The organism is Burkholderia reimsis, assembly GCF_003294055.1.
Classification (GTDB): Bacteria; Pseudomonadota; Gammaproteobacteria; order Burkholderiales; family Burkholderiaceae; genus Burkholderia; species Burkholderia cepacia.
Map to the genome: position 1 here is coordinate 472,544 of NZ_QMFZ01000001.1, position 24,008 is coordinate 496,551.

The following is a 24,008-nucleotide window of genomic DNA, read 5'->3' on the forward strand; positions in this document are numbered from 1 at the left end:
CGCGTCCTACGCGTCGCGTTGCGGCTCCCGGCGCGCGGCGCGTTCACCGGCGTGGCGCTGGCGCCGCCACTCGGTCGGCGTGAGGCCGAAACGTTCGCGGAATGCGGTCGCGAAATTCGCCGGCGTGGAAAAGCCGATCTCCTTCGCGATGCTGGCAATGCTGAGCGACGTCGAATCCAGCAGATCCTGCGCGATCCGCAGCCGCTCGTGCCGCAGATACTCGAACACCGTCTGGCCGAGATTGTCGCGAAACGCCCGCGACAGCCGCTTTTCATGCGTGCCGACCGCGCGTGCCAGTTGTTCCACCGTCGGCGGATCGTTCAGTGTCCGCGCCAGGTGGCGGATGGCCGCGCGCACGATGATGTCGTCGTCCTTGCCGGTCACGAACACGCTTTCCGTGTCGACGGGCCGCTCGCGCGTCGCCCGCGCGAGCTGCACGCGAATCCGTGCAAGCACTTCGGCCGGCTCGAACGGCTTCACCACGTAGTCGACGCAGCCGATCTCGAACCCCTCCAGGCGTTCGTGCAACGCGCCCGCCACGGTCAGGAAGATGACCGGAATCGCGCACGTCAGCGGATCGGCGGCCAGCAGCCGGCATGCGGTGAAGCCGTCCATGCGCGGCATCCGGACATCCATCAGGATCAGGTCGGGCATGAGCGCCTGCGCGCGCTGGCACGCCTGCAGCCCGTCGGATGCAATGCTGATCCGGCACCCGGTGCCGCGCAGGATGTCGATCAGCAAGCGAAGCTGGTCGGGCTGATCGTCGACGATCAGGATATGAGCGTCGCCCAATACGGAGGTCGATGGATGCATCGTGCACCTGTTCTGGAATGGCTGCTGGCTGCGTTCCTGCGGGTGGCCGGCCCGGTTCGGATAATCGTTGGAAACTGCTCTATGGCAACGCACAAGCGCATCGATATTCGGATTTCGCGCAAACCGCGCGACAGACGACTGGTCGGCGTAATGCCCGGTGTTGCTTGTATTGATCGCTGATCCGGTAAGGACGCGAAGCTTTGCCGTCGCCGCGCGTGGAAAAGGGCGCGGCCGACCGTGTCGATGCGAGCCGAATTGTAGGGGGATATTTCGATTCTTGCCAGACGCATTGACTCTATTTGCTTCATTCCGATTTTATGATTCTTCATCAGGCATTGTGATTTGCGTGAGCGGTATCGCACCTGATGCCTGTCCATTTCCGCCATTTTCATTCTTGCCCGCACGCGATCGTGCGGCTCGGCGGTTTTTCTGCGGAAATATTTTCGCCTGAATTTATTTTTAATCCGTTTCGGCAAAGCATTTGTCCGCCCGACAAAACATCTGGATTAATTTTGGCGCCGCGAAATCGTTTGCGAGGTGCGCGTTTTTCACGCAACTTATTGAATGTATTGGATTTTACAATCTATAAAGAATGTCGCCTTCAATAATTCAGGTGCGTGTCTCATAATTCGTCCGAACTTTGAATGCAGGGTTGCACGGGGCAGCACAAGGCACGGAGGGTCGTGACGGACGTTGCGTGATTCGGGGGCGTGGCATCAATTGATGCTCATCCGAACGCATGTCCGTAGCGCTCGGGCGCACGTCCGGTTGCCGTCGATGAAATAAAAGAAGCGGGGTTGGTCGCGGTCGGCGCGACATCAAATCAGGGGTGTCCATAACGGCGGTTGAATCTCCGGATTCAGTCGATGGGCGAGTTCGCCCATATCAAACGATATGCATTCCTAATGCATTAACCGAATTAACGGAACGGGCCGTCACACCGACGGCGTGCCCGGGATTTCGAACGTCCCGTCGCTACGGGCGGGCGATGCGTGTCGTCTTCGGCACGCTCGGGCCGGGCATCGGAATCGGGTTCCGCACTGAAGTCGTAATCGTAATCGCAGTCGCAATCGTAATCGCAGCTGAATCCTTCAAGAAAATTAAGTAGTCCGTATACAAACCAGACGCTACAAAACGGAGCAGAAGACCATGAAGAGGAAGCAGATTTCGGCGCTTGCCGCCGCCATGTTCACAGGCGCAGGTGTCCTGATCGCGGGGGCCGCGCATGCGGACAACTTCGTCGACCGCGGCAACCCGGACAACGCGCTGAACGGCCAGTGCATCGACGGGACGAACCCGCTGTGCGTGTCGACCAAGAGCGGAAGCTACGTGGCGGTGAGCACGGCAAACGTCACGATGGGGACGAACGCCAGGGCCGGTACCAGCGGGATCGCGATCGGCGACCAGTCGAATGCGAGCAGCAAGGGCGGCACCAGCAGCGGCGGCGCGATTGCGATCGGCGTCGGTTCGCAGGCGCTGGCGAACTCGGCCACGGCCATCGGCACGGTAGCCGTCGCGCAAGGCAATACGTCGCTCGCCGTCGGCCGCCAGTCGGCCGCGGTCGGCGACTTCTCGATGGCACTCGGCAACGTCGCCGATGCGCGCGGCACGAGCTCGATCGCACTCGGCCACTCGGCGCTGGCAAGCGGCGACCGTTCGGTCGCGATCGGCGGTGCGAACCCGACCTCGAGCGACGGCGTGTCGGCCGGCGCGTCGTACGACGCGGCGACACAGACGCGCGCCGGCGGCACGCAATCCGTGGCGATCGGTGCGGGCGCGCAGACGAACGACAACAACCAGGTGGCGATCGGCTCGGGCAGCGTCGGCGCCAACAACGGCGGCACGCCGGTGTTCGGCGGCACGGCCGCGCCGGTCGGCGGCGCGGTGTCGTTCGGCGCGATCGGCGCCGAGCGTCAGCTCAAGAACGTCGCGGCGGGCGCGGCCGATACGGATGCCGTCAACGTCCAGCAGCTGAAGAACGTGAACGGCACCCTGAGCACGAGCATCGCCAACGTCGACGCACGCGTGACGTCGGTCGGCAATTCGCTGTCGACCACGATTTCGAACGTCGACCAGCGTGTGACCAGCGTGGGCAACAGCCTCAGCACCAGCATCGTGACGGCGACCAAGAACGTCGTGAAATACACCGACGATTCGCACGCGGCGATCGCGCTCGACGGCAGCAACGGCACCACGATCGGCGGCGTCGCGGCCGGTGTCGCCGACACCGATGCGGTCAACGTCGGCCAGCTGAAGGGCAGTGTCGCCCCGCTGCAGACGTCCATTTCGACGGCGGCGTCGAACATCACGAACCTGCAGACCAGCGTCACGGGCATCAATACATCGCTGAGCACGGCAACCACCAACATCAGCAACCTGCAGGCGGCCGACGCACGCAACGTCAAGTACGACGGCCAGAGCGGCTTCGATTCGGTGACGTTCGCCGGCACGAACGGCACGACGCTGCACAACGTCGCGGCCGGTGTCGCCGATACCGATGCGGTGAACGTCGGGCAACTGAACGGCGGCCTGTCGTCGCTCAGCACGAGCGTGACGAACAACCTCAGCACGACGCTCGGCAACCTGAGCACGTCGATCACCAGCCAGATCGGCAACGCGACGAAGAACGCGGTGCAGTACGACGACGACGCGCACAGCGGCGTGACGCTCGGCGGCAAGGGTGCGCAGTCGCCGGTCGGCCTTCACAACGTGGCGGACGGCGTTGCCGCGAGCGACGCCGTGAACGTCGGCCAGCTCGGCAAGGCGACCGATACGCTGAACCAGTCGATTACGAATGTCGGCAACCAGGTCACGACGAACACGGGCAACATCGCGGCGCTCCAGCAGGACGCGCTTCTGTGGAACACGAACCTCGGCGCCTACGATGCGAGCCACGGCGGCAACGGCCCGCAACGCATCGGCAACGTCGCGGCCGGTGTCGCCGACACCGATGCGGTCAACGTCGGTCAGTTGAACGGCAGCATCGCGCCGCTGCAATCGTCGATCTCGACCGCCGCGTCGAACATCACGAACCTGCAGAGCAACGTCACCGGCATCAACGCATCGCTGAGCACGGCGACCACCAACATCAGCAACCTGCAGGCCGCCGACACGCGCAACGTGAAGTACGACGGCCAGAGCGGCTTCGACTCGGTGACGTTCGCCGGCACGAACGGCACGACGCTGCACAATGTCGCGCCCGGTGTCGCGAACACCGACGCGGTGAACGTCGGGCAACTGAACGGCGGCCTGTCGTCGCTCAGCACGAGCGTGACGAACAACATCAATACGACGCTCGGCAACCTGAGCACGTCGATCAACAACCAGATCGGCAACGCGACGAAGAACGCGGTGCAGTACGACGATGACGCGCACAGCGGCGTGACGCTCGGCGGCAAGGGTGCGCAGTCGCCGGTCGGCCTGCACAACGTGGCGGACGGCATTGCCGCGAGCGACGCCGTGAACGTCGGCCAGCTCGGCAAGGCAACCGACTCGCTGAACCAGTCGATCACGAACGTCAGCAACAACGTGACGACGCTCGGCAACCAGGTGACGACGAACACCGGCAACATCGCGGCGCTCCAGCAGGACGCGCTCCAGTGGAACGCGAACCTCGGCACCTACGACGCGAGCCACGGCGGCAACGGCCCGCAACGCATCGGCAACGTCGCGGCCGGCAAGAACGGCACGGACGCAGTCAACGTCGACCAGTTGAACGCGGCGATCCAGGATGGCACGAGCCAGCTCGATGCACTCGCCGTGAAGTACGACGACGCGAGCAAGAAGCAGGTTTCGCTCGGCGCGGGCAACGGCGGGAGCCCGGTGCGCCTGACCAACGTCGCGGAAGGCAACGTCGCGGCCGGCAGCACGGATGCGGTGAACGGCGCGCAACTGCGCCGTGCAACCGACGGCACGGCGGCCGCGCTGGGCGGCGGTGCGACGGCGAATCCGGACGGCTCGATCAGCGCGCCGGACTATAAGGTCGGCGGCGGTTCGTTCAACAATGTCGGCGACGCGCTCACGAACCTCGACGGTCGTGTTCTCAACAACACGACGACGCTCGAGAATCACGAAACGCGTATCGGCAATGCCGAAACGAACATCGCGGGCAACACGGCCGCGATCGCGGGGCTGCAGCAGGACGCGCTGCAGTTCGACCCGACGCTCGGTGCCTACAATGCGGCGCGCGGCGGTGCACCGACGAAGCTGACGAACGTGGCCGACGGCAACGTCGCCGCGGGCAGCACGGACGCGGTGAACGGCGGCCAGTTGTCGGGCGTGAAGTCGTCGCTCGAACAGCAGATCACGCAGGTGTCCAACCAGGCGGGCGAGGCCGTGAAGAACGTCGTCAAGTACGACGTCGACGCGAACGGCAACCGGTTGAATTCGGTATCGCTCATCGGCGGCGACCCGAATGCGGCCGTCGTGCTGAAGAACGTCGCCGCGGGCACTGCCGATACCGACGCGGTGAACGTCAAGCAGCTGAAGGGCGTGCAGTCGAGCCTCAACCAGCTCGGTGCGCTCGCGGTGCAGTACGACGACGCGTCGAAGAGCTCGATCACGCTCGGTGGCGCGGGTGGCACGCGCATCACCAACGTGCAGGCCGGCACGCTCAGCGCAACCAGCACGGATGCGGTGAACGGCTCGCAGCTCTACGCGACCAACCAGCAGGTCGCGAAGAACACGACCGACATCACGAACCTGCAGGGGAACGTGAACAACATCGCGAACGGCAAGGCCGGCCTCGTGCAGCAGCAGGACCCGAACGGCGCGATCACGGTCGGGAAGGACACCGGCGGCACCAGCGTGAACTTCTCCGGCACGTCGGGCGACCGCGTGCTGACCGGTGTCGCGGCGGGCGTGAAGGACAACGACGCGGTCAACATGGGCCAGTTCAACAACGCGCTGAAGAACGCGGCGGCCAACGACCAGATCCGCGCGGCGGCGACCGATGCGAACACGACGTGGATCGCACGTGCCGATGCGGGTTCGATCGGGTCGACGGCAACCGCAACCGGCAAGAACGCGGTGGCGGTCGGTCAGGGCTCCGTCGCCGATCGCGACAACTCGTTCTCGGTCGGTGCGAAGGGCAGCGAGCGCCAGGTCACGAACGTCGCGGCCGGCACGGCGCCGACCGACGCGGTCAACGTGCAGCAGCTGAACGACAACCTGTCGACCGCCACGTCGCAGGCGAAGGGCTACACCGACCAGCGCATCGGCCAGGTGTACAACTCGTTCAACGACCTGAAGAAGGACATGTACGGCGGCGTGGCATCGGCAATGGCCGTGGCCGGCCTGCCGCAACCGACGGGCGCGGGCCGCTCGATGGTCTCGGCGGCGACGTCGAACTATCACGGCCAGCAGGGTTTCGCCGCCGGGTACTCGTATGTGACGGAAAGCAATCGCTGGGTCGTCAAGGCGTCGGTGACGGGCAACACGCGTTCGGACTTCGGCGCGGTGGTGGGCGCGGGTTACCAGTTCTGACGTCGTTCGCGCAGTATCGATCGAACGGGGGTGTCGGGCAGCGGTCGTGATGCCCGACACCGACGGGAGATCCGTGGCCCGGGGTGAGTCTGTCGACCCCGGGCCGTCGACGCTTGATGCGTCGCGAAAAGCGGTGTGGTTATGCCGGGCCTGTCCGGCAGCCGATGCCGTCGATGGATGATTTATTCGCCAATTGTGGAGATAATCGGCGCTGGCGCAATGCACTCCGCATTGAGCGTGTCCGAGCACGTCTTCCAGTCCCGTATTGGCGCCGACAACGAAAAATGAAAACGATGAAACCCGAGAACAGGATGCTTCCCGCGCAGCGCGTCGCGTTGCCATCGGCTTTGCCGGCCGGTTACGGCGGCAGGTGCCGCTAGCTCCCGGACAATCCGCGCCATGGGTTCGACAAGAGAACCGGCGCCCGAATCGATCGGCCGGGCAACCGGTATCGAACGGCGATATCAATCGGTGCACCCGTGAGCGTGCATCGGGTCACTTGAAGACGCATCCGGGGTAAAGGCACATGATCGGGAAAGTTGCATGGCAGTCCGTCGTTTCGCTTCTGGTCGCGGCATGCGGGGATCATTCCGGTCAGGCCGATACCGCATCGAATGCGCAGCCGGCGGCCGCGTCGGCGACGCAGGCCGTTACCTCGCCGCGCGAAGGGCGCGACTCGCCCGTGCCGCCCAGGCCGGGCCAGGTGCTGGAGGGCATTTACCAGAAGGACGCGCATGGCGAGGCGACGATGGAGATCGCCAATGGAAGCCAGGCCACATACTGGTACGGCCACGCGTTCGACCTGAACGGCGGCCACTACTTCACCGGCTTCGCCTACGAGACGCCGAACAAGTACGCCGAACAGGAGAACACCGCCGAGCCGGCGCACGATGCCAGGGTGACGATCACGGAGGCGACCTTCGAATGGATCACGGACGGGGGCGTGGCCGGCTGGAACATGGTCGAGTCGGAACGCTCGATCGGCGAGTTTGGCGGCGACGAGAAGGCCGACACGATCGACGACAAGGAATCCGCCGTGAGCACGACCCTGCCGGACGGGCGGATCGTGCTGGCCGTGCCGACCTGGCACCTGGCTTCCGATACCCGGATCAAGTCGTTCGGCCTGTTCGTCTATCGGCGCACCGATGCGTCAAGCAATCCTGACGATACCGACTGGACCTATGCCGGCAACGTGTTTCGCGGCAACAATAGCGGCGCGGCATGCGATGCCGCGGGTACCGGCAACCGGATACCGTGCGTGGAAGGCTCGGCGACGCTGACCTTCCTGCCGGCCGATGGCCGGGACTGGCCGCGCCTTCGCGTGGCGATGAACGGGGCGGGCATCGACAACGCCGGCCGGAAAAAGACCGATGGCGCCGCGGATGTCATCGAATACCGGTTCAATCCGAAGACGAAGGTTTACGAAGCGGCGAAGACGTAGGGCGGCATGGGGCGTGTCGCTTTCAACGATCGTTCCACCTGTCCGGAAAGCGGATCCAATGGAGATGGCTCTCTCGAGAAACAAGGTGGGCGGCTGCCTGAAGTGATGTGGCTCAGCCAAATCACGGACAAATACAAATGCGAATGGCGCGATCCGCAGCGCTCGCAACCGCGCCCCGATCCGCGATTTCTCGCGGGTTCGCGCGCTGTCGAGCCAGGCGGCGAATGCGAATTGTCGAATGCGAGCCGCGGCTCGTATTCTGGGTGCGTCGGGCGGAACGGCATGGGGCCTCCGCCGATCGACGCATGACGGAGACTCGCAATGACTGCCATGACGCAAACCATGAAGCTCAATCACCTGAGCTTCCCTTCCGCCGACACACTGGCGACGGCCCGATTCTTCGAGCGGCATCTCGGCTTCACGATCGCGGGAAGCTGGGACAAATCCTGGATCCTCAAACGCCCGGGTTTCGACGTGGTGATCGATCACGCCGGCGACGATGAGACCGCGTGGCCGACGAATTTCCACGTCGGGTTCGAACTGCCGAGCCTCGATGCCGTTCGCACGTTGTTCGAACGCTTCAGGGAAGAGGGCGTCGAGATGGTGACGGACGTCTTCAACAACGGGCGCGGTTCGCGTTTCTTCTGCCGCGCGCCGGGCGGCGTGATGTTCGAGCTGAACACGCGCGCGGATGCCGCACCGGAATATCAAGGCACGTTCGACGACTGACGCCGGCAAGCGTCATACCGCGTTCGGGTGCCGGCGCGGGCCGCCGTTTCAATGACCGTGCAGGGCGGGAAGGCTGCGCATCTCCATCCCGTGCAGATCGCCGCAGCGCGCGACATGGCTGTGCCGCACCACCCGCGATGCCGTCGCACCGGACTTCAACAGCAAGAAACGGAGTGCCTGCCTGCAAACGGTCGCCTACATTGCCGTGACTGACCTCACTCACGGGATGTGAAGAAGATGACCTTACTCGAAGGGAAAGTCGCCATCGTCACCGGTGCCTCCACCGGAATCGGCCGGGCGATCGCACTGATGTTCGCGGCGCACGGCGCGTCAATCGTATTGGGCGCGCGAAGCGAATCCACGTTGAACGAAGTGGCCGACGAGATTCGTCGTCACGGCGGGCAGGCGTTCGCCTGCGCCGGCGACGTCTGTCACGCCGATACGCATCGAAGGCTCGTCGCGACGGCGCTGCGCGAGTTCGGCGGTCTCGACATTGCGATCAACAACGCGGGAACCGTCGGGCCGCTCAAACCGCTCGCGGAGATCTCGCTCGACGATTGGCAGCACACGCTGTCTACCAATCTGACGGCGGCCTTCCTGGGCGCAAGCAACCAGATTCCCGTGATGCTCGAACGCGGCGGCGGCTCGATCGTCTTCACGTCCAGCTTCGTCGGCACCAGCGTCGGGCTACCCGGCATGTCCGCGTATGGTGCGTCCAAGGCCGGCTTGATGGGACTGGTGAAGGGTATCACCGCGGACTACGCGGCACAGGGGATTCGGGCAAACGCACTGTTGCCGGGCGGTGTGGACACCGCGATGGGGGGAGACCGCGAGCAGAAGGAATGGGCGGCCGGGCTCCACGCGATGAAGCGCATCGCCCGCCCCGACGAGATCGCATCCGCGGCGCTGTTTCTGGCGAGCCCGATGGCCAGTTTCGTTACCGGCTCGGCCCTGTTCGCCGACGGAGGCAATGCGGCCGTGAAGTGAGTTCGCATCGGCGCAAACGCGCGTCGCGCCGCGCTCAACGGCCGGCGCGAGCCAGCATGTCGATGACCGCGCGGGAGCGCGAGGGCCGGGTGATCTCCGTCCAGTGCAGATGCGCGTATTTCGGGTCGTCGCGCAGGCTGGCGAACTTGACACGATTCCTGGCGAACGTGGTGTACGACCACAGCAGCACCGACTCTCGCGAAAATGCCATCCGCAGCGACTCGCGGTTGCCGTGCGAAAGCTCGGTGCGCATGAGCCCGCGGCTCAACGTGCGCCAGAGCACCCGGGAGAACACCGTCCGCCGCCCGAAGTTGAGCCAGACTACGTGGGTGGCTCTCGACCAGAGCACGTCGCGCACGGCGCCGTAGTTCCCGTCGGCGACCCATCGGTCGCCGGCCGTCGCGGCCCGCACGGCGCGCTCGAACTGTTCCGGCGGCACGGCTGTCCAGTCGGGGCCCCAATAGAGTCGATCCAGCTCGACGTACGGGCAGCCCGTTGCTTCCGCCAGTGCGCTGGAAAAGGTGGATTTCCCCGCCCCGCTGGTTCCGACGACGACGAAGCGCATGGGTTTGATCGCGGTTGAATGTTGAAGGCGGCTATTGTGCCTCATGCGCGAAGCGGTCGCTCGACGGCGGTTCGTCATTGAGTACCGGCCATGGCCCGGCTTGCCGCACCACACGTCCTGCATTGTCGCGGCGGGCGGCGCAGGGAGCCCCTCGCCGCTCCTCAACGGTCATTTGAATTCGGCGTCTACCATTCGTTTCCCGCACCTTTGTACAATCAGCCGCTTCAGTCTTGCCGCACACAACCGCGGCAAACCCCGAAAAAAACAACGTGAGAGAAGCGATGGCGACCGAAACCGGATTTCAGACGCGCATGTACGCGGATAGCGCCCGCGACGGGCGCACGTCACGTGCGCCCGAATGGGTAACGACCGGGTGCGCGTCCCGATCGGATCGAGGGCTGGCATGAGCGACAAACCCGTTCTTGCCGCCGGTGCGCCGTGCGAACCTGCGGCGTCGGCCGCTCCCCTGATGGCGCTGGCGTGCCTGGTCGTATTCATGGCGCAAATGGCGACGACGGTGTACCTGCCGTCGCTGCCTGTCGTCATGCGCGAGTTGAAGATGACGCAAGGCGGCGCCGAGTTATCCATCTCGGCCTATGTGATCGGTGCAGCGCTGCCGGTGCCATTCTGGGGCGCTGCCGCGGAACGCTGGGGCCGGCGCGGCCCGCTGCTGATTTCGCTGCTGCTGTTCATCGGCAGCAGCCTGCTGCTCGCCGGCTGCACGGTCGCACCGGCGCTGCTCGGATTGCGCGCCATCCAGGGCATCGGCGGCGGCGGCGCGGCGATCATCGCCCGAATCATCGTCCGCGACAACTGGCGCGGCGACGAACTGGCGCGACGCCTCTCCGTGTTGTCGATCGCCTTCATCACGGCCCTGGGCGGTGGCCAGTTCATCGGCGGGCTCATCGGCCGATACAGTCATTGGCAAACGGGTTTCGTGCTGATGGCCGCCGTCGCCGCGCTGGCGATCGCGCTGTCTTACGCGTTGCCGTTGAAGGCGGGAAGCCGTGCCGACAAACCGTCGGGCCTGGCCGGTACTTACTGGCTCCTGCTGCGGCGCCCCGGCTTCCTGTGGCCAGCCTGCGCGGGCGGGCTGGGGTTCGCGACGACCGTCACCTTGCAGGAGGTGAGCCCGTTCGTGTTCCAGGAGCATTTCCAGCTGGCCGTGACGAGCTTCGGCAGTATCGGCCTGCTGCTCGGCGTGGCCTATTTCAGCGGGGCGATGCTGGTCAACCGTCTTGTGAGGCGGCTCGGCGGCGTCCGGCTGATGCATGCCGGCGCCGCGTTGCTTGCGTTCGCAACCACGTTGATGCTGGTGTCGTGGTTGAGCGGCCTGCTGACCCATTTCACCGGGCTGTGGATCTTCATCGCGCTGTATTGCCTGGCGAACTTCGGCCAGGCAGTGCTGTTTCCGAACAGCATGGCGACCGCCGTCAGCGATGCGCATGAACATGGCGCGCATGCGATGGCCTTGTGCGGTTTCCTGCAGCAGGGACTGGCGGGCATCGCCGCGACGGCCGCGGTGCTGCAGCACCATGGCGGCACGTGGACGCTCGCCGTATTCGTGCTGGGGGCGCTGACGTGGCTGGTGGTGCAGGTCAAGGTGCGGGGCAGGTAGGCGGCCGGCGTCGACGGATGGTTCATCGGCCGTATGCTTCTCGCGCGAAAACCGCGGTGTGCGACCGCGCGTCCGCTTCACGCTGCGCGGATGGGGCGATATCGTGCGATGCAAGAGGCAGTGTGACGCGCTCATGCCGTCGGCCGTGCCGTGCGGCTCAATCGAAAGATTCGTAGAAAACACGTTCTCATGTGTCGTTCGCGAGGCTTTTACTACGAATTAAAAGGCAGTGTCATCAAGGGTGAGAATCGTGGAGGTATTAAAAACCCCGGTGGCATGCCTGGAATGGCAATAATCAAAATCAATATTTAATAAAGCAAACAGCATCTGCCGCGTTACCCAGAGCTTCACATCCTCCGTCCCGCCCGACCCGCGCCACGCGCTGCCTTTCCCCAGTAACGGCGGGCTCGGCACGCATATTCCGCCGATGCCGCGTTGCCGAAACCGGCATCGCAACCGACGCGATCATTTCAGATTTATAACCAAATCATGACTCGATTAACATCGCCGAAAGAAGTTATTAACCAGTCAGAAAATATCTTGTAATTATAAAAATGACCTCCTAGCATCCCTCTGCAGTTCGTGACATGTCCTGGATCAAAGTCTGTACTTGATGCATTCCTCGAACATCACCCATACATAACCGGGGGATTACATGAAGAAACTGTCTCGCCTGCTGTCCATCACCGCGATTACCGTCGCGAGTCTCAGTGCTTTTGCCCAGGCCGGCGACCAGTCGGCCACGGTCGACAAGGCACTGCAACTGATCCAGCAGAACCCGTCCGCCTTCAGTCTGGCCGCTGGCGGCGCAGCACGCACGTTGAAGTTCGCAGGGCCGCAGGCGAGTGCGCCGACGGACGGCGATCAATTCGAGGTGCGCGACGTGATCGTCGATCCCGACGGCACCGAGCACGTGCGTTTCGACCGCTTCTACGCGGGCCTGCCCGTGATCGGCGGTGACGTGGTCGTCCATTCGAGCAAGGGGCAGTTGAAGCAGGCGAGCGTGACCCAGCTTGCGCCGATCAATCTCGCCGGCACGATCGGCAAGGTCGGAAACCGCTCCGTGGTACGCAACGCGCCCGACATCGGCAACGCCCGGGTCAAGCGCGTCGCGACCGCGCGTTTCAACTCGGACGTGCGCCGCGTCGACGACGCGGAACTCGTGGTGTTCGCACGCGACGTCACGCCGACGCTGGCCTACGCGGTGCGCGTATACGGCAAGTCGAACGACGTGCACGGCGATGCGGTGCTGTACTACGTCGACGCACGCACGGGCGCCGTGCTCGATGCGCAGGACCTGATCAAGACCGCCGCCGCGACCGGCACCGGCCGCTCGCTGTACTACGGCAACCTGACGCTGACCACCGACCAGACCGGCACGAACGCGTACCGGATGCTCGATCCGAATCGCGGCGGCGGCTCCGTGTACGACGGCCGCGGACTGATCGCGGAGGACGTCGAGCAGGCGACCGACCTGCCGATCTTCACGAGCAGCACGAACGTGTGGGGCAACAACGCGACCACCGACCGGCAGACCGTCGCCGCCGACATCGATTACGGTCTGGCATTAACTTGGGACTACTACAAGACGACGCACAACCGCAACGGCATCTTCAACGACGGGCGCGGCGTGAAGAGTTTCGCGCACGTGGTGTTCGACACCGGCAGCGGCACGACCGGCGCGAACGCGGCATGGATGCCGTCGCACATCATGGTGTACGGCGACGGCCAGCCGGGCACGAGCCTGCCGAAGCCGGTCGTGTCGGTCGATGTGGCCGGACACGAGATGAGCCACGGCGTGACCGAGGCCACGGCCAACCTGAACTATTCGGGCGACGCGGGTGGGCTGAACGAAGCGACCTCCGACATTTTCGGCACGCTCGTCAAGTACTACGCGAACAACCCGAACGATCCCGGCAACTACGTGATCGGTGCGCGCGTGGTGAGCGGCGGCCTGCGCAAGATGTACAAGCAGGACCTCGATGGCCGGTCGTTCAGCTGTTATCCGTCCGGCGGATTCTCGTGGTCGAATCCGCGCCACGATCCGCATTTCACGTCGGGCGTCGGCAACCGCCTTTTCTACCTGCTGGCCGAAGGCCCGACGGTGCCGTCGACCGATACCGGCCTGACGAAGGCGAAACTGGTCTGCAACGGCGACACGACCTTCACCGGGCTCGGGCGCGAGAAAGCCGGGAAGATCTGGTACCGGACGCTGACCGTGTATCTGAACGCCAACTCCAGCTACCCGAACGCGCGGCGTGCATCGATCCAGGCGGCGAACGACCTGTACGGCGCGAATTCGGCCGAAAGCGCGACGGTCGCTCGCGCGTGGAGCGCGGTCGGGGTGAATTGATGGCGTGTGTGCCAGTGCGTTGAATGCCCGAGGATCGATCGCGTGGCGGCATTTCGTGTCGGAGAACGGAGAGCCGGTCGAGGCCACGCGACGCCCGGGCAAATGACGCACGCGTGTCGATCGACCGCCTGCAATTGCGGGCGGTCGATCTTTGGAATCCGGTTGTTGTCCCGCCAGCCGCATATCCCGTTCTTCGGCACGGCGTGCCGACATGGTTGCATCTGCCGCACCTTCCTCGATCACCGCGCCGCGTTCCCGGGCCGTCCGTGACGAACCCGGAAGAAACCCGACGTTGAAGCGCGGCGGAATCCAGCCGTATCACCCATCGCCCACACCCGGCGGTCGATCGGCAAACCATCGGCCGATCCTTCGATATCCCGCCCCGTCTGGTTCCGGCACTTTTTCCAGAAAAAATTTCTTCCGGGCAATCGTTTGCGTGTCGCCGCGCGGCGTTCAGTTTATTCATCGCATGCCGATATCCGGAAGGCGCGCCTGATCGAAGCGGCATCGCCCCGCGGTTTCGACCGGGAACGGCATCCACGCACGCGACGGATAGGGGAAGAAAGGTTTTGGCGACAGTTTTAGGGTGCATCGTTTATCGGCACAATCACTGGCTGGTCCTGCTTGCCGCGCTGTTGTGCGGGGCCGGTTCGTGGGTCACCGCGCGCCTGTTCCAGCGCACGGTGAACACCTCCGGCATGCAGCGGCTCGGCTGGCAGGTGCTGACGGCCATTTCGGCCGGCGTGGCGATCTGGTGCACGCACTTCATCGCGATGCTCGGCTTCGATGCCGGCGCGCCCGTGCAATTCGACCTGCCGCTCACGCTCGTGTCGCTGCTCATCGCGGTCGGCGGCAGCACGATCGGCTTCGCGCTGACGACCTGCCGCATCGTCAGGATCGCGCCCGCGCTCGGCGGCGCGATCGTCGGCGTCGCGATCGTGCTGATGCATTACACCGGCATGCTCGCGTGGCGGGTCGAAGGCATCGTGTCGTGGGACATCGGCTACCTGGTCGCGTCGGTGCTGCTGGCGATGACCCTCGCGGCGCTCGCGCTGCACCTCGCGCTGCGGCCGTCGCCGCACGCGGTCAACCAGATGGCCGGCGTGCTGTCGCTCGCGATCCTCGCGCTGCATTTCACCGGGATGTCAGCGCTGCGCATCACGCCGCTGACGCTCGACGGCGCGTGGACCGACGTGAACACGCTGCGTCCGCTGGCGCTGGCGGTCGCGGGTACGTCGCTCGTGATCGTCTGCACGGGGCTCGTGAGCTACGTGATCGACAGCAACGTGCGGGCCGAATCGCTCGAGCACCTGCGCCGGCTGGCACTGAGCGACATGCTGACCGGCCTGCCGAACCGGGCGAGCTTCAACGAGCGGCTGGACCTCGAAATCGCGCTGGCGCAAGAGCAGGGCACGAAGCTCGCGCTGATCGGCATCGACCTGAACCGCTTCAAGGAAATCAACGACCTGCGCGGCCATCACGCCGGCGACGAGGTGCTGCGCATCCTCGCGCGGCGCATGTCGAACGTGCTGCGCGAAGGCGAATTCGTCGCCCGCATCGGCGGCGACGAATTCGCGGCACTCTGCCGGATGGGCGACGACACCCGCCTGATGGATCTGCTCGAACGGCTCGAGCCGGCGCTCTACAAGCCGGTCAGGCTGGACGACTACGAGGTCGTGCCGGGTGCGAGCTTCGGCGTCGCCATCTACCCGGACGACGCCGCCACCAAGGCGATCCTCATCAACAACGCGGACCTCGCGATGTACCGTGCCAAGGGCAGCGTCTCGCAATCGGTCTGCTTCTACGAGCCGGCGATGGACCTGATCGTCCGCGCGCGCCGCAGCCTCGCGGCCGACCTGCGCCGCGCGGTGGCCGACAACCAGCTGAGCATCCACTACCAGGTGCAGACCTCGCTGACGACCGGCGAGATCCGCGGCTACGAGGCGCTGCTGCGCTGGCAGCATGCGACGCTCGGCACGATCCCGCCCACCGAGTTCATTCCGCTCGCCGAGGAGAACGGCGTGATCCTGGAGATCGGCGCATGGGTGTTGCGCGAGGCATGCGCGCGGGCGGCCACGTGGGAGCCGCCCTATACGGTCGCGGTGAACGTATCGGCCGTGCAGTTCATGCACGCGGACCTGACGGCGCTCGTGGCGGACGTGCTCGAGGCAACCGGCCTGCCGGCGTCGCGCCTGCAGCTGGAGCTGACCGAATCGACGATCTTCGCCGGCCGCGAGCGCGCGCTGGACACGCTGCGGCAGATCAAGGCGCTGGGCGTGAGCATCGCGCTCGACGATTTCGGTACCGGCTATTCGTCGCTCGACACGCTGCGCTCGTTCCCGTTCGACCGCATCAAGCTCGACCAGTCGTTCGTCGCGGACGCGGAAGCGAAACCGCAGGATCGCGCGATCATCCGCGCCGTGCTCGCGCTCGGCAAGAGCCTGGGCATTCCGATCCTGGCCGAAGGCATCGAGACGCGCGACCAGCTCGTGCTGCTGGCCGACGAAGGCTGCGACGAAGCGCAGGGCTTCCTGCTCGGCAGGCCCGCACCACTCAACGAGATTGTCGGCAGCGGGCAGATCGCGCTGACCGGCAGCAACCGCGCCAGCGCGACGGTTCCCGCGTCCGGATCGGCCGTCACGGCCGAGCTGGATCCGGGCCCGCGCCGGTAACCGACGACGCCGGATACGGCAATCCGAACGCGGGTTGCAGCAGGCAGGCTCACATGAAAACCCACTACGCACGGATGGTCAGACTGGCAAGCATCGCGGCGCCGGCCCGGAACCCGGACCTGCTCGCGGCGCAATTCCGGGTATTCGCCGGCCAGCTCCCGGTGATGTACCTGATCCTCATCCCGAGCACCTGGAGCCTCGCCGTCACGCACCTGCGCAGCACGCCGTGGTGGCTGTCGGTCGCGATGCCGGCCGCGATGACGCTCGTGTCGCTCGCGCGGCTGCTGCACTGGCGCCGCGCCCGGCTGGTGGAGCCGACGCCGGACACCGTGTCGCGTGCGCTCACGATGACGAACTGGCTGGTGATCCCGATCGCGGTGACGTTCACCCTCTGGGCGCTGCTGCTGTTCCCGTACGGCGACGCGTGGCAAAAGGCCCAGGTCGCGTTCTACATGGCGATCACGGTGATCGGCTGCATCTTCAGCCTGATGTACCTGCGCACGGCCGCGTTGATCGTGGCCGTGATCGTCAACGCCGTGTTCATCGCGTTCTTCCTCTCGACGGGCCAGCCGACGCTCGTCGCCACCGCGGTCAACATGGCTTTCGTGTCGGCAGCGCTGATCGCCGTCATCTCGGTCAACTACCGGGGCTTCGTGCGCACCGTCGACGCGCAGGCCGAATCGCGGATGCGCGAGCAGGCGCAGACGCGGCTGATGCGGATGATCGACGACATGCCGGTGGCCGTGATGACGGCCGACCCGGAGACGTTCCGCATCAACTACCTGAACACGGCGTCGCGAAACCTGCTGCGCTCGATCGAGCATCTGCTGCCGATCCGCGCGGACGATGCGCTCGGCGCGTCGATCGACTTCTTCCATCCGCACCCGCAGCACCAGCGCCGCCTGCTCGCCGATCCGACGAACCTGCCGCATCGCGGCCGCGTGCGGCTCGGGCCGGAAGTGCTCGACTTCCAGGTCTCGGCGGGGCGCGATGCCGAGGGGCGCTATATCGGCCCGATGCTGTCGTGGTCGATCGTCACGCAGCAGGCCGAGGCGGAAGCGCGCATCCACCAGCTTGCGCATCACGATTCGCTCACCGGCCTGCCGAACCGCGCGACCTTCCTCGCCGAATTCGACGCGAGCCTGCGCCGCTCCGACAAGACGCTCGGGCTGCTCTTCATCGACCTCGACGGCTTCAAGCTGATCAACGACGCGTGCGGGCATTCGGCGGGCGACGAGGTGCTGCGCCAGGTCGCGGAACGCCTTCGCGGGCAGTGTCCCGAGCCGGGGATGATGCTCGGGCGCATCGGCGGCGACGAATTCGCGGTGCTGCTGCGCGACACCGACGCCGACGGCGCGATGGGCGCGGCCGCGCGGCTCGTCGACACGCTCGTCGCGCCCTATGCGCCGTCGCCCGAGCGGCAGTTCCGCATCGGCGCGTCGATCGGCTGCGTGCTGGCGCCGCATCACGGCAACGACGCCGGCGTGCTGCTGTCACGCGCGGACATGGCGCTCTATGCGGCCAAGAAAGCGGGGAAGGGGACGTACCGGATGTTCTCGCCGGACATGGAAACGCGCGCGCAGGAGCGGATCGCGCTCGAATCGAAGCTGCGCGTCGCGCTGGACGAGAACCAGGGGCTGTACGTGTTCTACCAGCCGATCGTCGATGTCCGGACTCGCCGGGTGACGACGCGCGAGGCCCTGCTGCGCTGGCATCATCCGCGCTCCGGCTGGATTTCGCCGGGCTACTTCATTCCGATGGCCGAGCGCGGCGGCCTGATCGACCGGCTCGGCCGCTTCGTGCTCGACCATGCATGCCGGGAGGCGGCGCGCTGGCCGGACGGCGCGCGTGTCGCCGTGAACGTATCGGCGGCACAGCTCGGCCACGGCACGATCGTGCCGGCCTTCGCGGCGGCGCTGGCCGGCGCCGGCCTCACGCCCGACCGGCTGGAAATCGAGGTGACGGAAACCGCGCTGCTGCATGACGAGGGCAAGGCGATCGCGGACCTGCGCGCGCTGCGTTCGATGGGCGTGCGCGTCGCCCTCGACGATTTCGGCACGGGCTTCTCGTCGCTCGCGCATCTGCGCGCGTTTCCGTTCGACAAGATCAAGATCGACGGCAGCTTCGTGCGCGATGCGATCTCGCGACCGGACTGCGCGGCCGTCGTGTGCGCGGTGGCCGATCTCGGCAAGCGTCTCGGCGTGACGACCGTGGCGGAAGGCGTCGAGACGGAGGAGCAACTGGCGTGCATCACCGATGCCGGCTGTCGCGAGGTGCAGGGCTTCCTGATCGGCAGGCCCGCGCCGGGCGAGCACGATGCGCCGGCCATCCGCTGGATCGAGCGGGCCGCGTTGGCGGCGCAGGCTACGGGCAGGCGGGCGTGAGGGGCGGCTGCAACCGGGTGATCGCGTGAGGGTAGCTGCGGTCACCGGTCACCGGTCGATTATCGGATCGTTTCGCGTCGACGAACCCGTGGCGTTGCTTGACGCGCCGCCTCGTAACGAGCGCAGGCGCTGGCATGCCGGGCGGCTGTCTGTCGCGAAGATCAGACCCGCGCGCGCACGTCTCGCACTCGCTGTTCCGCTGCTATTCGTAGCGGTTGATAAAACGATCAAAGACGGCCGGCGGGTTCAGGACTTTGGCAGATCGGTTCTCCAGTTCCTCGGCCCCGTTGTCATCACTGATCGTGACGAACAGCGTGATCTTCTCGCGCTCTGCGCCGGTGCCGAACAACCCTTCTTGATCGAGCTGTCTGAGTGCCTCGATCATGTCCCGTTGGAGTGCCTTGAAAAACGCGTCGAACCTCGTTTCGGGAATGGTCGAACCGAGCACCGTATCGGCCAGCTTTTTACAGAGCGGATTGAATGAATCGGCCTCGGCGGATTCATACGCCCACTCGGCGGTTGCCCATGTGAACTCCGGCGCTTTCTCGTCGTCGGCGACCTCCATCCGTTCGCGGATCCGCTTCAGCCCTTCGTCGGAATTGGCGGCGGGCACGACCGTCATGGCACCACTGTCGGTGTAGAGGGCGAACGCATAAAAATGTTCGTATGGATGCGCCGCGATAAGCGCTCGATATGTCACTCGCGCCGCGTCGGCAATTTCGCTCGCGAAACTTGGATGCATGCTGTCCTCAACCTCGTCGTATCGTTACCGGGTTTGGCTGGGGAAACGCATCAGGGTGGTGCGAAGCCGTTTCGTCAGCGCGGAGGCGTGGAGGCAGTCGATCGGTGCTGGATCATCCATTGCAGGCACCTTTTCGCGGATCCACTTCTTGTAGCCTGGACCGACCACTTCGTAGACTACCGTCGCGAGGTCGATGTCACCATTGAGTGACCGGGCGAGATCCAGGACTTCTTGTCTGGAGCTTGCCAGCCGATGCAATCGTCGAACTGGCGAGCCGCTATCATAAGCAACCGCGACGCTGAACGCCAACACATCACTCATCACAAGGAACTTCGATGGCGCATCGAATGTACATGTTCAATCTGCAAGACATCGGCCCGGCCGACACGCCATGCCTGAACATGGTGGAGTGGAACTATGACTTCCCGACCGTGTTGAGTCCGCTGCTGGCAGTGGCGCCATTCCTTGCGCGTAATCGTTGCAACGACACCGGCAATGACGATGGAATATATGCCGAAGCGGAAGGCGGCAAGGTGCTGATGGCCAGGTTGTATGCGTTCCTTGAGCGTCACGCCGACCGCCTGATCGACGATCTCGACGCCTTCCGGGAAGCCAAGCGCAAGATACTTGCATTCCTCGGCAATCGCGCGGTTCACCGCTACTTTCACCTGAACGGCTGGGACGTGTTCAACCTGTCGGCGGAACCGCACGTCGAACTGGCCCGGGCGCTGCTGGCACGCATCGAGCGCGACAACGCGACGATCGAGCGCGCGATCGAGACCGACGATCCCGCCGTACTCGACCAGTGCGAGGGCCTGGCGGAAGAGGAGGTCACCAGCTTTCGCGAACTGATCAACCAGGATCACTACGACTACGGGTGGGAGCCGTTGACGTCGATTTACTACGAACAGGTCGAAGTGTTCGAGCAAGACGGGCAGATGGGCGTCATGGCGATCACGGGCGAGGTGCTGGTGCCGCCTCGCTACGACGAGATCGGCTTCGATACATGGATGGAAGTTGCCGTCGTCCGACAAGGTGACCGCTACGGACATATCGACAGCCAGGGTAAAGAGATTACACCGGTGCAGTACGAGCGCGTATGGGCGTTCTGGCGCGGGGAATATGCGCGGGTGCTGCACGACGGCAAGTTCGGTGTGGTGGATCGCAACGGGGTACAGGTCATCCCGTGCCGTTATGCGGCGTTGGCCGTGCTGCAACATTCCCGCAGCAGGTGCTGGGCCGCCTGCGAAAACGAGCGATGGGGCGTGCTCGATGCCTCCGCGCAATGGCGTCTGCCGGCCGAGTACGAATCAATCGACGACTCGATCGGCCGGATCGTTGCGACGCGTCCAGGCAACGACGTGCCGGACATCTTTACGTGTCGCTTCGCGAGGCTCGGGACACTGCCGGACGATCAGATCCGGGCATACGAGGTCGAACAGGGCGAGGAAGGCACGGTGTTTCACTATGAAGTGACGCACGCGGATACAGGTGCGATCACCGTGTTCGATGAGGATGGCGTGCAGGTTCGCACCTGATTCAGCGGGGCGGCTACGATTGTTGGCGTAGCACGCGAATTGGCGCCTGGCGATTGCGTGCGCGCGGTGCGTAGCGCCCCAGGTCAGGAATACACGTCAGCGATCACGCGTCGAACGGCAAACGCCAGCGGATCGACCTCGTGCACTCCGATGCCGAGCCTCGCATCGAACGACGCCGCAAGCTGCTCGAGTTGACCGAAAGCATATCCGGGGTCCGCGGTGACGATGTTCACGAAGGCCATACCCCGACGATATCCCGCCTTGACTTCGATGCGAACGCCGCCCGGAAAGCGCTGGTGAAGCGCTTCGCGAACCAGGCCGATATCGATCTCGCCGGGTTCCGCGCGCCGGCCTTTCCGGGGTGCGGCATCACGCACGAAAAACCAGGCGCTGACGCGCACTTCCGGGCCGTCGATGGCGCCGACATGCGCACCCTGCCGATAGGCGAGCACCGCGAGCCGCTTGCGCCGCTCGATTCCCGATACCAGCACACACGTGCCGGCGACGTCGGCCTGGCCTTCCGCGATCATTTGCGCGAATCGAACCGCGCGCTCGGCGGAATCCTCGCGCGAGCCGAAATGCAGTGCAAGCCTTGGCGTTCGACCGATTTCCGCGCCGAGCCGCTTCTTGACCGACAGCATGGCCGCGTCGTCGATGTCGTCGAACACGAGTTCCGCGGCGAGCGGGCGACCGGCGCAATAGTCGGTGAGCAGTTGCCGGATCTCGACGAGTTCACCTGGCGCGCCGTCACCCTGCAGCTCGAGCGTGACGAGGACGGCCTCTCCATGCAGCCAGGTCCTGGCTGCGGGATGGGGCTTCCGGGCGGCCAGATCGCGTGCGTCGTCCGCGCCGGACGCACGCACCGCGGCCAGCAGGAACACGTCGTGGGCGTGGATGCCGTCGGGCACCACGTATGCGCCTTTCTTCCAGGCCAGCGCACGCAATTCCGGAAACAGGTCGTCTGCCTCGTATCCCGTCGCGATCACCGAGCGGCCGATCGCCACCAGCTCGCGAGGCGACCCTCCGCTCGACAAGCCCGGCCCCGCGACCGCTTCGTCCTTGAACAGGCGCTTCCACTCGGACGAATACTCGGCATCGGGCGCCCATGACGGCAGCAGTTGGGCGAGGTAGGCGTCCGCATCCGCGATGGTCTCGAATTTCGCGACCATCACGCACTCGCCGCTGTTGTTGCCGGAGAATGTCTGCCACACGCTGACCGGTGGCGTTGACCGGGTTCGACCGGCATCTGCGCCGCGACGTGCACAACCGCGCCGCGTGCTGGGTTGCTCGAGGTACGCACGCGCGTTGCGCCACCCGTGCAGGATGTCCTCCGCACTGGCGGCAGGCAGGCCGCCGTCCTGGAACGAACAGCCCTGCATGCGTTGATCGGGCGTGATGGAGACGAAGTCGAGCCCCGCGCCGCAGTCGCCACTGCCATCGGCTCCGTCGAACAATCTGGATACGGGCACCGCGTCGCCGAAGCACACCGACAGGCGGCAGGCGATCGGCGAATCCTGCACGATGGCCGCAAGCTGCGCACGCCCCTTCGGCGAAAGGTGCCTGCGCAAATCGGGGCCGATGTAGGACAGCAACGAGACATCCTGACAACCCAGCGCGGCCAGTTCGGCCAGCAGTGCGGGGAGGCCCGGCAGTACCGCGTCGTCGACGATCAGGTTGGCGCCCCACCTTTGCCCGTATTCCGACAGGACCGCGCCCGCGTCGCGCCAGCGCACGTCGTCGTAGAGCGAGACGCGAACCTGGCCGAAGCGGCCCGCGTAGGGCGCAAACGTGTTGCGCCGGATCAGCGTTCCATTGGTCGTGACGTTCAGTGCAAGCGGCGTGGTGTGATGAAGGATGTCGATCAGCTCGGCGAATCCACGGAACGCGAACGGCTCTCCGCCGCCGAAGGCGACTTCCAGCGTGCCTGCCGCGGCGAGGCCGCGAAGGACGTTAGCGGCCGACTCGACGGACCAGGCACTGTCGCGCCGCACATCACGCGAGCAGAAGTCGCAAGACAGATTGCACTTGTTCGTTATCCCGAACATCACGACCCGGGGTGCGAGGCGCCGCAAGTGGCGGGTCGACGCGTTCTCGACCCGGACGTGCGTTCCTGTCGCGGGGTGAAAGCGCAGCAGCGCGCCGTCCAGCGGATACGCCCTGAATGCGTTGCGGTCAAAACCAGTGGAAACCGGCATCGGCGAGGCCCTCTGTCTTTTTGTCGAGGATTCCCGTGAACCCGGTGGCATCACGGGAAACCGTCATATTTGAAGCAACTCGCGCAGTCACCATTCGTTGCCCGGCCGGGCACGAATGGCGGGCGCGGGGAATGGCGCAACGCGCTTCACGCTCGGGGAGAAAGGAATCCTCGAGCGCGTCGCGCCCGAAAGGGAAATCATCCCGGCGTGTAGCCGGCAACCGACACGCGCGGCCGCCGTAGCGTCGCACGGATTATAACGGCGGCCCGATCAAGGCCCGGCCGGCGAGGTCAGATGCGGTCGAAGTTGAACGGCGCCGCGTCCGGCAGGCCTTCGCCCTGTTGTACCTCGACGCCGCACGCAGTGCCGAGCGTGTCGATCCTGCGGCGCGCTTCGAGTGCCCTCCTTGAAACGACCCATTAAGCCGGACGGCAAGCGGATCGCGGAGAAGTGACCTGCGATGCTTGCTCGAAGTCATTGCGGTGCA

The 24,008-nt window shown here is 65.3% G+C and carries 15 protein-coding genes; 10 read left to right on the plus strand and 5 right to left on the minus strand.

Annotation, left to right across the window (positions count from 1 at the left end):
- Positions 1-6: 6 nt before the first annotated feature.
- Positions 7-813, minus strand: a complete 807-nt coding sequence (locus DPV79_RS02050) for a response regulator transcription factor (RefSeq protein ID WP_042973870.1) — start codon at positions 811-813, stop codon at positions 7-9.
- Between DPV79_RS02050 and DPV79_RS41915 the strand changes: the two genes are divergently transcribed.
- The 5 genes from DPV79_RS41915 (at position 808) to DPV79_RS02075 (ending at position 9,454) form a co-directional block, all read left to right on the plus strand.
- Positions 808-993, plus strand: a complete 186-nt coding sequence (locus DPV79_RS41915) for a hypothetical protein (RefSeq protein ID WP_133295605.1) — start codon at positions 808-810, stop codon at positions 991-993. The two genes, DPV79_RS02050 and DPV79_RS41915, sit on opposite strands and share 6 nt — an antisense overlap.
- A gap of 969 nt (positions 994-1,962) precedes the next feature.
- Positions 1,963-6,297: a YadA-like family protein gene (locus tag DPV79_RS02055; protein WP_113044630.1), complete on the plus strand. Its 4,335-nt coding sequence runs from the start codon at positions 1,963-1,965 to the stop codon at positions 6,295-6,297.
- A 526-nt stretch (positions 6,298-6,823) separates the two neighbouring features.
- Positions 6,824-7,738 carry a hypothetical protein gene (locus DPV79_RS02060; RefSeq protein ID WP_113044631.1) on the plus strand — a complete coding sequence of 305 codons (915 nt, stop codon included), beginning with the start codon at positions 6,824-6,826 and terminating at the stop codon, positions 7,736-7,738.
- A 321-nt stretch (positions 7,739-8,059) separates the two neighbouring features.
- A complete protein-coding gene (locus tag DPV79_RS02070; RefSeq protein ID WP_027792704.1) occupies positions 8,060-8,467 on the plus strand; it encodes a VOC family protein in 408 nt (135 codons plus the stop codon).
- 237 nt (positions 8,468-8,704) lie between these two features.
- The gene (locus DPV79_RS02075) at positions 8,705-9,454 is read left to right on the plus strand and encodes an SDR family oxidoreductase (protein ID WP_113044720.1); all 750 of its coding nucleotides are present in this window, start codon (positions 8,705-8,707) and stop codon (positions 9,452-9,454) included.
- A 34-nt stretch (positions 9,455-9,488) separates the two neighbouring features.
- On the opposite strand, the gene DPV79_RS02080 is transcribed toward DPV79_RS02075, so the two are convergent.
- Positions 9,489-10,019 (minus strand): P-loop NTPase family protein, encoded by a 531-nt coding sequence (locus tag DPV79_RS02080; RefSeq protein WP_113044633.1) that lies wholly within the window; start codon positions 10,017-10,019, stop codon positions 9,489-9,491.
- A 403-nt stretch (positions 10,020-10,422) separates the two neighbouring features.
- Between DPV79_RS02080 and DPV79_RS02085 the strand changes: the two genes are divergently transcribed.
- The 4 genes from DPV79_RS02085 to DPV79_RS02100 all read left to right on the plus strand — a co-directional run bounded on the left by DPV79_RS02085 (position 10,423) and on the right by DPV79_RS02100 (position 19,046).
- Positions 10,423-11,637, plus strand: a complete 1,215-nt coding sequence (locus DPV79_RS02085) for an MFS transporter (RefSeq protein ID WP_244321695.1) — start codon at positions 10,423-10,425, stop codon at positions 11,635-11,637.
- Between the two features lie 655 nt (positions 11,638-12,292).
- Positions 12,293-13,990, plus strand: a complete 1,698-nt coding sequence (locus tag DPV79_RS02090; protein WP_113044634.1) for a M4 family metallopeptidase — start codon at positions 12,293-12,295, stop codon at positions 13,988-13,990.
- A gap of 569 nt (positions 13,991-14,559) precedes the next feature.
- A complete protein-coding gene (locus tag DPV79_RS02095; RefSeq protein WP_113044635.1) occupies positions 14,560-16,662 on the plus strand; it encodes a putative bifunctional diguanylate cyclase/phosphodiesterase in 2,103 nt (700 codons plus the stop codon).
- Positions 16,663-16,715: 53 nt separating this feature from the next.
- Positions 16,716-19,046, plus strand: a complete 2,331-nt coding sequence (locus DPV79_RS02100; RefSeq protein ID WP_113044636.1) for a putative bifunctional diguanylate cyclase/phosphodiesterase — start codon at positions 16,716-16,718, stop codon at positions 19,044-19,046.
- A 202-nt stretch (positions 19,047-19,248) separates the two neighbouring features.
- Here the strand turns inward: DPV79_RS02100 and DPV79_RS02105 are convergent, their stop codons facing one another.
- Positions 19,249-19,788, minus strand: coding sequence for a DUF4303 domain-containing protein (locus DPV79_RS02105; protein WP_113044637.1), 540 nt, complete (start codon positions 19,786-19,788; stop codon positions 19,249-19,251).
- A 24-nt stretch (positions 19,789-19,812) separates the two neighbouring features.
- Positions 19,813-20,109, minus strand: a complete 297-nt coding sequence (locus DPV79_RS02110; RefSeq protein WP_053077829.1) for a hypothetical protein — start codon at positions 20,107-20,109, stop codon at positions 19,813-19,815.
- Positions 20,110-20,141: 32 nt separating this feature from the next.
- Between DPV79_RS02110 and DPV79_RS02115 the strand changes: the two genes are divergently transcribed.
- A complete protein-coding gene (locus DPV79_RS02115) occupies positions 20,142-21,326 on the plus strand; it encodes a WG repeat-containing protein (RefSeq protein WP_165843478.1) in 1,185 nt (394 codons plus the stop codon).
- A gap of 83 nt (positions 21,327-21,409) precedes the next feature.
- Here the strand turns inward: DPV79_RS02115 and DPV79_RS02120 are convergent, their stop codons facing one another.
- The gene (locus DPV79_RS02120) at positions 21,410-23,521 is read right to left on the minus strand and encodes a radical SAM protein (RefSeq protein WP_113044639.1); all 2,112 of its coding nucleotides are present in this window, start codon (positions 23,519-23,521) and stop codon (positions 21,410-21,412) included.
- Positions 23,522-24,008: the final 487 nt, after the last annotated feature.

What these genes read in the sequence shown, in the direction of transcription:
- DPV79_RS02055 (WP_113044630.1), top strand. Translation starts at nt 1,963, where the DNA reads ATGAAGAGGAAGCAGATTTCGGCGCTTGCCGCCGCCATGTTCACAGGC.
- DPV79_RS02075 (WP_113044720.1), top strand. Translation starts at nt 8,705, where the DNA reads ATGACCTTACTCGAAGGGAAAGTCGCCATCGTCACCGGTGCCTCCACC.
- DPV79_RS02105 (WP_113044637.1), bottom strand. Translation starts at nt 19,788, where the DNA reads ATGCATCCAAGTTTCGCGAGCGAAATTGCCGACGCGGCGCGAGTGACA.
- DPV79_RS02060 (WP_113044631.1), top strand. Translation starts at nt 6,824, where the DNA reads ATGATCGGGAAAGTTGCATGGCAGTCCGTCGTTTCGCTTCTGGTCGCG.
- DPV79_RS02100 (WP_113044636.1), top strand. Translation starts at nt 16,716, where the DNA reads ATGAAAACCCACTACGCACGGATGGTCAGACTGGCAAGCATCGCGGCG.
- DPV79_RS02115 (WP_165843478.1), top strand. Translation starts at nt 20,142, where the DNA reads ATGTTCAATCTGCAAGACATCGGCCCGGCCGACACGCCATGCCTGAAC.
- DPV79_RS02120 (WP_113044639.1), bottom strand. Translation starts at nt 23,521, where the DNA reads ATGCCGGTTTCCACTGGTTTTGACCGCAACGCATTCAGGGCGTATCCG.
- DPV79_RS02070 (WP_027792704.1), top strand. Translation starts at nt 8,060, where the DNA reads ATGACTGCCATGACGCAAACCATGAAGCTCAATCACCTGAGCTTCCCT.
- DPV79_RS02080 (WP_113044633.1), bottom strand. Translation starts at nt 10,019, where the DNA reads ATGCGCTTCGTCGTCGTCGGAACCAGCGGGGCGGGGAAATCCACCTTT.
- DPV79_RS02090 (WP_113044634.1), top strand. Translation starts at nt 12,293, where the DNA reads ATGAAGAAACTGTCTCGCCTGCTGTCCATCACCGCGATTACCGTCGCG.
- DPV79_RS41915 (WP_133295605.1), top strand. Translation starts at nt 808, where the DNA reads ATGCATCGTGCACCTGTTCTGGAATGGCTGCTGGCTGCGTTCCTGCGG.
- DPV79_RS02050 (WP_042973870.1), bottom strand. Translation starts at nt 813, where the DNA reads ATGCATCCATCGACCTCCGTATTGGGCGACGCTCATATCCTGATCGTC.
- DPV79_RS02110 (WP_053077829.1), bottom strand. Translation starts at nt 20,109, where the DNA reads ATGAGTGATGTGTTGGCGTTCAGCGTCGCGGTTGCTTATGATAGCGGC.
- DPV79_RS02085 (WP_244321695.1), top strand. Translation starts at nt 10,423, where the DNA reads ATGAGCGACAAACCCGTTCTTGCCGCCGGTGCGCCGTGCGAACCTGCG.